This window comes from Serratia sp. Je.1.23.a (assembly GCF_051129805.1).
Classification (GTDB): Bacteria; Pseudomonadota; Gammaproteobacteria; order Enterobacterales; family Enterobacteriaceae; genus Serratia; species Serratia liquefaciens.
In genome coordinates this window covers 1-9,866 of sequence record NZ_JBCPSR010000017.1, presented here as the reverse complement: position 1 = coordinate 9,866, position 9,866 = coordinate 1, and the positions used below count along the sequence as shown (strand labels likewise).

At 52.6% G+C, this 9,866-nt stretch carries 5 protein-coding genes and 6 pseudogenes; 7 read left to right on the top strand and 4 right to left on the bottom strand.

Translation table 11 applies throughout. From position 1 onward, the window contains the following. Nucleotides 1-255 precede the first annotated feature (255 nt). Complete coding sequence (locus tag AAZT04_RS25910) at nt 256-1,470, bottom strand: IS91 family transposase (RefSeq protein WP_129984137.1); 1,215 nt, start codon at nt 1,468-1,470, stop codon at nt 256-258. Between the two features lie 494 nt (nt 1,471-1,964). On the opposite strand from AAZT04_RS25910, the gene AAZT04_RS25905 reads away from it, so the two are divergent. From AAZT04_RS25905 to AAZT04_RS25880, 6 genes and pseudogenes are all read left to right on the top strand, one after another. After that, the gene (locus AAZT04_RS25905) at nt 1,965-2,960 is read left to right on the top strand and encodes a hypothetical protein (protein ID WP_434682329.1); all 996 of its coding nucleotides are present in this window, start codon (nt 1,965-1,967) and stop codon (nt 2,958-2,960) included. A 76-nt stretch (nt 2,961-3,036) separates the two neighbouring features. Then, nucleotides 3,037-3,159 (top strand): annotated as a pseudogene (locus AAZT04_RS25900) (IS5/IS1182 family transposase); the annotation flags it as partial. Next, nucleotides 3,156-4,172 (top strand): annotated as a pseudogene (gene istA / locus AAZT04_RS25895) (IS21 family transposase); the annotation flags it as partial. The pseudogenes AAZT04_RS25900 and istA, both read left to right, overlap by 4 nt. A 14-nt stretch (nt 4,173-4,186) precedes the next feature. Next, nucleotides 4,187-4,942: pseudogene (istB, locus tag AAZT04_RS25890) on the top strand (IS21-like element helper ATPase IstB). A 284-nt stretch (nt 4,943-5,226) separates the two neighbouring features. Next, a complete protein-coding gene (locus AAZT04_RS25885; protein ID WP_242498918.1) occupies nt 5,227-5,712 on the top strand; it encodes a hypothetical protein in 486 nt (161 codons plus the stop codon). Continuing rightward, nucleotides 5,670-6,089, top strand: a pseudogene (locus AAZT04_RS25880) (DUF2913 family protein); the annotation flags it as partial. The gene AAZT04_RS25885 and the pseudogene AAZT04_RS25880, both read left to right, overlap by 43 nt. Here AAZT04_RS25880 and AAZT04_RS25875 read toward each other — a convergent pair. From AAZT04_RS25875 to AAZT04_RS25865, 3 genes and pseudogenes are all read right to left on the bottom strand, one after another. Next, nucleotides 6,086-7,015, bottom strand: a complete 930-nt coding sequence (locus tag AAZT04_RS25875) for an Rpn family recombination-promoting nuclease/putative transposase (protein ID WP_129984134.1) — start codon at nt 7,013-7,015, stop codon at nt 6,086-6,088. The pseudogene AAZT04_RS25880 and the gene AAZT04_RS25875 overlap by 4 nt on opposite strands. 132 nt (nt 7,016-7,147) lie before the next feature. Beyond that, nucleotides 7,148-7,309 (bottom strand): annotated as a pseudogene (locus AAZT04_RS25870) (helix-turn-helix domain-containing protein); the annotation flags it as partial. 518 nt (nt 7,310-7,827) lie between these two features. Next, nucleotides 7,828-8,513 (bottom strand): annotated as a pseudogene (locus AAZT04_RS25865) (IS3 family transposase); the annotation flags it as partial. A gap of 188 nt (nt 8,514-8,701) precedes the next feature. Here AAZT04_RS25865 and AAZT04_RS25860 point away from each other — a divergent pair. Beyond that, the gene (locus AAZT04_RS25860) at nt 8,702-9,670 is read left to right on the top strand and encodes an IS110 family transposase (RefSeq protein WP_129984084.1); all 969 of its coding nucleotides are present in this window, start codon (nt 8,702-8,704) and stop codon (nt 9,668-9,670) included. Nucleotides 9,671-9,866: the final 196 nt, after the last annotated feature.

Sequence of the window (9,866 nt, the reverse complement as noted above, 5' to 3'; positions counted from 1 at the left end):
GGAAAGAGTTTTTACCCAGATCGATACCAATAAGCGCAATGTTTTCCATGATGGATCTCCGAATTAAGACTGTTTTCAGCATAGTGCTTTGGAAGAGGGAGTGACCATCTCATTAACTCAATCGACCTCTTTTGGGTTTCCTAACCATGTAAGGTGGCGAGGAAGAGCCGTATTGGCTGAGGCCTGTCGCGTTGTAATGCATGAAAATGTCAGTTTTGCTGTGTTTTTAAGCTAAAACCCATTTTTCAGGCATACTTACCCTGCAGATGCTGTCCGAAGCCATCGGTTTTTTGCCATCCGATGCAGTCTGTCTGACAACAATTTTGTGGCGTGTTTGCCTGCCATGGCGCCGGCAAAACGCAGTCGACCCTTGCACAGGATGCACTGGTACGGGTCGGTACCCAGGAAGGCTTTCATCAGCACCGCGAACCCCGGTTTTTGCGGTTTTTCGCGTGGCGTCATCGACAGCGCGTCGTAGACTTTCGGCAGCAGCGTGCCGCGTTTGCGGTTGGCCAAAAAGCCGTAGTAACGCACCATTTTAAAGTGCCGGGACGGGATGTGGCTGACGTAACGCCACAGCATCTCCTCCTGCGTCAGCTTCTGGCGTTTATGCTGTTGGGTTTTGTGGTCGTAGTACTGGTGAACGACAGCGCCACCACGGTAATGCCGCAGTTGGGATGCCGCCACCGGCGGGCGTTTCAGGTACCGACCCAGATATTTCACGCTGCGCCAGGCCCCGCGGGTCTTTTTGGCGAAGTGAACCTTCCAGTGACGCTGGTATTGCGCCTGCAGATAGCGCTTCCACTGCTTCTCATCGCGAATGTGACCATGGCCGGGCAGGAAAGCAGGGTTAACGCGCTGATAGCTGGCGCGTAACAGGCGGATGACGGCGCCGCGCCAGATGGCTTCGACCTGCTGTTTTTTGAAGAACAGGTCGCGCCAGACGCCGTGTTTGACATCGAGGCCGCCGCGGGTGATGGAGACGTGGATGTGCGGATGCTGATTAAGCTGGCGACCGTAGGTGTGCAGTGCGCAGAAGATGCCGACTTCGATGCCCAGTTTTTTCGCGTGCCTGAGCATGGCGCGGGTTGCGCAGCGAAACAGGTCATTGAGCAGCGGCCAGTTGTTGTTGAAGAACGGCCACAGCAAATGCGGCATGGTGAAGGTGATGTGCTGCCAGTCGCAGTCGGGCAGGATGTGTTGCTGTTCGGCAATCCACTGCTCGGTGCCTTTGAGGCCGCAGCTGCTGCAGGCCTTGGACTTGCAGGTCTGGCAGAGGAAGCGCGAGTGCGTGCAATCAGCGGAGCTGCAGCAGTAGTGGCGAACCCCCATGGCGCAGGTTCCACAGGCGAGCATGCGCTCGACGGAAAGTTTGGTCCAGTCGCTGAGCAGATGGCCATTTTTCTCGAGGAAGCGTTCCCAGCCTTCATCGTGCTGGAACAGAAGTTTTGCGGGGCGCGGTATGTACATGAGGCAGAGTATAAAATGCGGCGATGAGGGGGGAAAGAACTTCGGCTGCGTAGCAGACGAGCTCACGCCGCAGGCGTGCTACCGTTCTGTCGAAAAGATAAACGCGCAGCTATACTGTCAACATACAAATCCGGTTAAGGTTGAATGATGCTCAGTTTTAAAGGTCGCCACTTTCCTGAAGCGCTCATTTTGATGGCTGTACGGTTGTAGTGGCACACTGATACTGGCCACCTGATCGGAGGTGATATGCTCACCTCCCCAACACCACAGGTGACCCAATGGCGGTCTGACGCCAAACGAATCGGAGCGACTGTACTACATACAGTCTAATGGGCTGTGTCGCGTTAACGGCGGCAAATTATAGACATGGGCAGGCAACATCGTAAAAAAAACAGCATGTTACCTGACGCCGCCTTAATTCGACAGAACCGTCTAATGTGGTGGCCAGTATTAGTGACCACTACACAGTAGTTCTATAAAGGAGAAACCTACATATGCATTCATATAAAGAAACCAGAGCAACCACAAGCAGAAATGCAAAAAATGATGATGATTACTTAATTGACGAGTATGGAATGGCCCCCGATCAAGAGTACCTCTCCTTATCAGATAGGAAGAAAAATGTAGTAAATCAAATGATTTTTCAGATGATTTCAGGGAAAAAACCTTACTATGATAGAAGAGAAAATAAATATTCCAATTACTGTATAGATGCTAGGAATTATATTTCAGATGTAAATATGGGGTCTGTGAAAAATTATCGATATGATGAGCTATGCCGAGTGGCTATAAGTGAGGCGGGTAAACTTGTTAAAAATGATAAATTTCAAGCCATTGTTGCACAAAAAAGACAAGAAAAACTCGAGCTAGAGAAAAGACAACAACAAATACAACAAGAAAAAATCGCCTTGGAAAGGGAAGCTAAAAATAAAAGAGATGAAGAAAAGGAATGGCTAGGGTTATCGACTATTTGGGCAATGAACTCAGGCTTCAGAAAAATACAGGATCGCTTAAGTGAAAAAGTTGATGTAGCACGCTTAAAAAAAGAATTAACATCCCTGAATTCAGGTGATAGGCATTGGGAAAAAGGTCCGTATGGATCGGAGACAATTAGGGCACTGTATGATTTTTACGATAATGGGTATGATGAAGTTGGTAGTAAACTTGAGGACCATCTGGCTAAAGAATCACAATATAGCCATGGTTTATTATATCGAGGCACAACAGTGAATGAATTTTCGCAATGGATGAATGGAATGCATATGACTACGAGATTTGTGCCTACTAGTCATGCAGAATTGACTGCTAAAAAATTTGGTCAGTATATTATTGAGATTGAAAATGGGTATGGTAAGAACGTGCGTGATATCTATCAAAATGGAGATGAGGCTGAATTTATCATAAATAGAGGTTCGAGGTTTAAGTTTATAAGCAATCAAGGAAACAAAAGAATACGCGTGCGTCAAATTGTTGGTAATGCCTCCAATTAGGGGTAATGGGAGGCGTTGGTGCATGGATGGCTAAAGAGGTATAATCCGAATAATCCATTTCATCAGCTCATAACCGATGCCGCATAAATACAACGCCAAAAAACGTCACCATATCGCCAAAACTAAATACACCATCACCAACTGGCCTCAGTACGAGGCTGGCCTCAAACAACGCGGCAACCTCACGCTTTGGGTGACTACACCTTTGCCGAAGCGACCTGGAGTCAGTCGCTTCATGACTGGCTGATGAGCCATGCCCGTGCGTTCGAGTTCTTCGGCGGCGTTCCGGAGATGCTGGTTCCTGACAACCTCAAAAGCGCTGTCAGCAAGGCCTGCCGGTACGATCCGGAACTCAATCCCAGCTATCAGAAACTGGCGGAGCACTACCAGGTCGCAGTACTGCCGGCCAGACCCCGCAAGCCAAAAGACAAGGCCAAAGCCGAGGTAGGCGTTCAGGTCGTGGAACGCTGGATACTGGCACGCCTGAGAAAACTGGTCTTCTTCTCGCTTGCCGAGCTGAATCACTGCATCCGCGCTCTGGTCAACGAGCTCAATGAAAGGCCGTTCAAGAAATTACCGGGCAATCGGCGTGAAGCCTTTGAACGACTGGATAAACCCTGCCTTCGGGCGCTGCCAGTGCATGCCTGGCGTTACCGCCATATCAAAACCGTAAAGGTGAATATCGATTATCACGTTGAATATGAGAAACATTATTACTCGGTCCCTCACGCATGGGTGGGGAAGTAGGTAGATCTCCACGTCTTTGAAAATCTGGTGGAGATCTACAGCGGACAGCAGCAGATAACGGCTCACCCGCGGCGTGAGCTCCCCGGAACCAGCACGATAGCGGAGCACATGCCGGAGCGTCACAGTCACCACCAGAAATGGACGCCAGGTCGTCTGAAAAGCTGGGCTGCTGGTGTGGGCGTGGATACGTTGCAATGGGTCACCGACCGGCTGAACGAGAAAGTGCATCCGGAACAAGCTTACCGGGTCTGCCTGGGGTTGTTGAATCTGACGCGGAGCTACCCGAGTGAGCGACTCAACAACAGTTGCAGGCTGGCCAATGATGAAGGTCTGACGCGTCTGAAGCAGATCAAGTCAATCCTGAGCAGCAACCGGGACCAGTTGCCGCGGGATAGCGATGCGCATGCGTCGCCGGAACTCCCGCAGGCGCATGAAAATATCCGTGGTCCACACCACTTCCACTAACTGAAGGAGTTGTTATGTCAAACAGCATTATGAATCAACTGGTTGAGTTAAAACTCTCCGGCATGGCGTCGGCACTGTCGACGCAGACGGAACAGCCGGGCACCTACGAAGAGCTGTCGTTCAACGAGAGACTGGCGCTGTTGGTGTCGCAGGAAAAAATGGAGCGAGAACAACGCAAACAGCGCCGGCTACTGCAAAAAGCCCGGCTAAGACTGGAGGCGTCGGTGTACGATATCGACTATCAGCCCTGACGCAACCTGGACCGGGCCCGGATCGCCCAGCTCAGCCAGAACGAGTGGATAGCGAAAGGGCAGAACCTGTTGATAACGGGCCCCTGCGGCTGCGGGAAAACCTACATGGGATGCGCGCTGGGGCACAACGCCTGCCAACAGGGGTTCAGCGTCCAGTACTGGCGATTGAGCCGTCTGCTCCCGGAGCTGATGCAGAGCCGTGCGGACGGGAGCTACCAGAAGCAGCTGTCGATGCTGGCGAAGACGCAACTGCTGATCCTGGACGACTGGGGTCTTGAGCCGCTGGCTGGCACTCAGAGAAACGACCTGCTGGAGCTGATGGACGATCGCTACGGCAAAACCTCGACGGTGGTAATAAGCCAGCTGCCAACGGATGAGTGGTATGGAAGCGTAGGCGACAACACGCTGGCAGATGCGATCCTGGATAGGTTGATGCACAACGCGCACCGTCTGGACATGAAGGGCGAGTCGATGCGAAAACGGCGGTCTCAGGTTGACCAAAGTGAACAGAAGAGTTAATAAAATGACAGTAGGCGCGTTAAGAAAAAAAACGTTCACGTTCGTCCGGAATCAGCGTTCACTTTCACCGGAATACGCACGAGGAAGCGTTCCCAGCCTTCATCGTGCTGGAACAGAAGTTTTGCGGGGCGCGGTATGTACATGAAACACAGTATAAAATACGGCGATGAGGGTGGGAAGGACTTCGGCTGCGCAGCAGACGAGCTCACGCCGCAGGCGTGCTACCGTTCAAAATGCATGTGATATAACCAATTGTGTTTATAAACACTTTTGTGGATATCGTTATGCTGCTGACCGACTACATTGACAGCGTGTACGGAACGGCGCGCGGAAACCGTGCTCGCTTTCTGAAGGACAACCCGGACATCCTTCCCCAGGAGCTGAGTCGCTGGCTGAAAGCAGGCCTGAAAATCAGACCGGAGACCGGCGAAATCTACAAGCCCGTATCACGTCGCGTCAGGATACCGTCGGCGGTTGCCGCCGGGGCTGGCGTGTTTCTCTCTGACAACCTTCGGGAGCGTGTTGCGTCACTGGCCACCGCGCAGAACGTGACATCTGAGGCCATGCTCAATGCCCTGGTGGAGCGCGAGGAACTGTGCCATAAACTGTCCCCTCAGGCGGAAAGCGATACCGCCGTGCCGGAGCAGCAGATTGCCGGCATTGTCAGCCGCTACTTTTCAGCGCTTTCTGAACGCAGTGAAACTGATGCATGGCACCGGGTGCTGGAGGTGCTGGTCCGGGAACCAGTGCGAAGCTGGTCAGCAAGCTGAATTATCTCTGGCGCTCCTGCACCGGCGAACTGTCTGAGCAAAACGACCTGTTCCGGCTGACGTATGCCCTGGAAACTGCGAAGGACATGAGCTGGAATTACCGTCTGTTGAGCGATCGGGAATGGTCCGGGAGGTATGCCTTAGCCCTGAATGCCGGCGTGAACGGCATTTATCTCTCACGGACTAACCTCGACGCGGCATTTGACGACGATGGGCGACAGATAAATCCGCTGCTGACGCGCCTGACCGGTAATGTTGGGGGCGTGGTAAAGCTGTTTAACCGGTGTGGCTGGCAGACAGAGTCAGCACAGGATGCCTCCCTGCCCTACCAGTTTACGCTGATGGCCAGACAGGGAGTGCCAAGAAAGGATTATTAGTGGCGGATCTGCGCCAGGTCGTCTTCAGTCAGACCGGTCATTTTCATGACGGTATTACGGTCAATGCCGTTCTGCAGCATGGTTCGGGCAACTTCCAGCTTGCCTTTCTCAATACCACGTTGTTCACCCAGTTGGATGCCCTGCTGGATGCCCTTCTCGATACCCTTCTGTTCAAGCTGCTGTGCGATGGTCATAAGTGCGTCTCCGTGTTGCGGCACACGCTGTGCCAGTTCGCGTACAAAGGCTTCGGCGTCGGATGTTTCGCCTGCCTGCACTATATAGTGTACCAGCGATATGACCTGCGATGAAGACAGATATCCGGCCAGCAGGATGGGTGCCAGCCGATCAACCAGTTCTGCCAGGTCCCGCTGGTGAATATGCTTTTGCAGTAAAGTCAGGGCGGCCATGCTGCGATGGCCAGCGATTTCATCATCCGGAATGACCGTAACGTCTACCAGCGGGAAAGCGCTGCTGTAGAGTTTGCCTGCCAGCTCCGGATCGTCAAATTCATCCAGCCACCGGGTGGAGTACGGATACGGGCTGCGCTTACCCGTATAGAACAGCACCGGTATCACCAGTGGCAACTTTTTATGCCCTGCCTCCAGGTGGCGCTGCATGGCGGCCACCGCATAGCGTATCAGGCGGAAAGCCATATGTTTGTCAGGCGTTGACTGGTGCTCGACCAGGACATGAATATATCCGTCGCCGGCTGTGGTTTTCAGGCTGTAGAGGACATCGCTGAAATACTGGCGGAGATCATCCTCAACGAACGAGCCGGATTCCAGTTTCAGTGTGCTGAGATCGCAGACTGCACGCAGCTCTGCGGGCAGGTGGATTTCCATGAAATCACGGGCAATGTCCGGTTGCGTCAGGAACTGCCTGAACGTGGCATCGTGGGGAGTGGGTGTGCTGCTTTTCTTCTTCATCAGCCCTGGCTCTGAAAAATGACCCGAAGATGTTATCACAGCCCGGAAAAAGCTAACATTGGCGGTGAACGGAATTGCCATTCCTTCAGGGGACTGTGCCGGGGTGGTTCGGTCCCCTCCCCTCTATTCTGGTTACTCCGGGCTGACTGCATCGTCACGCAGGCGCATGATGGTTTGTCGTGAGGTTCCAAACTCGCGGGCAACGGCGCTGATACTGGCACCCGCTTTCAGGTGTTCAAGCGCTGCCTGCCGCTGTTCCTGGTTCAGCGCCGGTGGCCGACCAAACCGTTTGCCTCCTCATCCGTCGCTGACCTTCCCCGGTTTACCTGCCTGGACTCAGACATACTGAGGAGGCTGCCCGTCGCACTCTTTATCCTTGCATGCTGCAAGTTGGCAGAAGTCAGCAACGCGAGCGTGATGGACGCTGCTGTCCCGGTATTTTGCAAACATGTCAAAACACCTTCGACCGGCAGTGCGTACGTATCGCTGCCAGTTCCTTCTGCACGGCCTGTCAGATCACGTAGGCCGTGGTGACGTTTTCAACCCACAGAGGCGGATTAACGGGTTCATGTTCTTCAGCCTTTCAGCACTCAACCTTGAGGATCATCTCGGCTTAGTGATCTCGCCTCAATCCCCGTTGTCAGCGGGTTACATCACCCTGCAGGCATGCCGCAGGTCACTGCCGCTCAGGTTCTCCACCGTCACACCCGGTGGGATTGTTGGGTTTCTCGTCATGAGTTACCGGCTCAATATTCCAGACAGACTCGTGGTTCATTTGAGCATCCGTGCTCGCCCTGAACTCCGGGCACACTGTAAGTGATGTCGGTGACCCAGACCTGATTGGCCCGGACAACAGTAAACTGCCGCTGCACGCGATTCGGGGCAACCACTGAAGGTCGACCAGCGATACGACGCGGCGCTTTATAGCCGCGTACGGCTTTGATCCGGTTCAGTTGCATAATACGACCCACCCGGTTTTTGCCGCAGGTTTCCCCGATTTCGTTCAGGTCGCCATGAACCCGTCGGTAACCGTATACGCCTCCGCTCAGTGAATATGAGTCACGGATAAGCGTCAGCAGGCGCTGGTTATCTTTATCACGTGCCGAGACCGGGTTGTGCAGCCACGCATAGAACCCGGCCCGGGCGACATTGAGTACCCGACACATCGTCATCACACCCCATACAGTGCGGTGCTCATTGATAAAGCGGTACTTCAGTCGGGCTCCCTTGCAAAGTACCGCGCGGCCTTTTTCAAAATATCCCGTTCCTCTTCGGTACGTTTTAGCTGCGCCCGTAGTTTCAGGATCTCGCTTTTGGCCTCCAGTAAATCCCGGGCATGCTGCTCGCTGTTATCGGGTTTAATCGCCCGTAGCCACTTGTAGAGGCTGTGTGCAGAAACGCCCAGACGGTCGGATACTTCGGCAACGGAATAACCGCGTTCCGTTATCTGACGGACGGCTTCTTCCTTAAATTCAGGTGTAAATCGTGGTGTGCCCATACGCTCCTCCTTGTATCTCAAAAGTGGATTACTATGAACTGGCTTAGATTTGGCAAGGCCTGTGTAGTCCGATTCCTCCCGGGGTTATTGAAGCCCGCAGCATAGCGATTGACGCACAGGCTGAGCCGTTCATCTGAAGCCCGAACAGTTGTCCGAACTTCAAATCGTATTTGCAAGGAGGGGTATAGATGAGCGTGTCAAATCAACGTTGTGCAGGCATAGATGTTTCAAAAGGTACTCTGGATATTGCAATCAGCAATATTGCCAGCCAGTTCACTGTACTAAATGGAACTGACGGTTTTACTCAAGTTCTCAGAGAGTTAAAGAGAAATGAAACAAGGTTGATCCTCATGGAAGCGACAGGGGGTCTGGAGTCAGGTGTGGCTTGTTATCTTCAATCAGAAGGCTTTGACGTTGTCGTCATTAATCCCCGCCAAGCTCGAGATTTTGCCCGTGCAATGGGCTATCTGGCGAAGACTGATCGTATAGATGCCAGAGTATTGCTTCAGATGTCGGAAGTTATTAACCAGCACCCGGAACGGGAAAAATACATTCGTCCCTTGCCTGATGCCCACAGGCAGATTCTAGCAGCGATGGTGGTCAGACGCAGACAGCTAACAGTCATGCTTACAGCCGAACGAAACCGATTACATCCCTCGCATCCTCTGAGCCATGCAAGCATCAGATCAATTATTTCGGCCCTGAAGGGCGAGTTAGTGCGCATTGAAGGTGAAATGGCGATTCACATCAAGGAGCATTTCAGTGAATTATCCGAGCTTCTGAACGCAGTTAAAGGCGTTGGATCTGCGACAGTCGCCGTGCTACTGGCAGAAGTTCCAGAACTTGGCTCACTGTCACGACGAGAAATTAGCGCCCTTATTGGGGTTGCTCCAGTAAACAGGGATTCCGGTACGATGCGCGGTCGCCGAACAGTATTCGGAGGGCGAGCTTCAGTCCGTACAGCTCTCTATATGTCAGCCCTGGTTGGGACGAGGCACAACCCGATAATTAAAGAGTTCTATACACGCCTGGTTGCCGCAGGAAAACCCAAAAAAGTTGCACTGACGGCCTGCATCAGAAAATTGCTGACCATCCTGAACGCAATGCTGAAAAAGAATGAAGCATGGGATCCAATGTATCACCAGCATGCTTCGTAAACGGGCGCTAAAGACAGTTGCTATGCTATGCTCAAACTATAGGGCAGGATCGTCTACCGGGGCGGGGTCTGTAGTGGCACAGTAAATTTGGCCACCTGATTAAAGGTGATATCCTCACCTCAACACAAAACAGGTGACTTAATGAACAAAAAAACTAAGCGTACTTTCACCCCTGAGTTCAGGCTGGAATGTGCGC

Bases quoted from the DNA above. Each gene is read 5' to 3' on its own strand.
- AAZT04_RS25905 (WP_434682329.1), top strand. From the start codon at position 1,965: ATGCATTCATATAAAGAAACCAGAGCAACCACAAGCAGAAATGCAAAA.
- AAZT04_RS25860 (WP_129984084.1), top strand. From the start codon at position 8,702: ATGAGCGTGTCAAATCAACGTTGTGCAGGCATAGATGTTTCAAAAGGT.
- AAZT04_RS25910 (WP_129984137.1), bottom strand. From the start codon at position 1,470: ATGTACATACCGCGCCCCGCAAAACTTCTGTTCCAGCACGATGAAGGC.
- AAZT04_RS25875 (WP_129984134.1), bottom strand. From the start codon at position 7,015: ATGAAGAAGAAAAGCAGCACACCCACTCCCCACGATGCCACGTTCAGG.
- AAZT04_RS25885 (WP_242498918.1), top strand. From the start codon at position 5,227: ATGCTGCTGACCGACTACATTGACAGCGTGTACGGAACGGCGCGCGGA.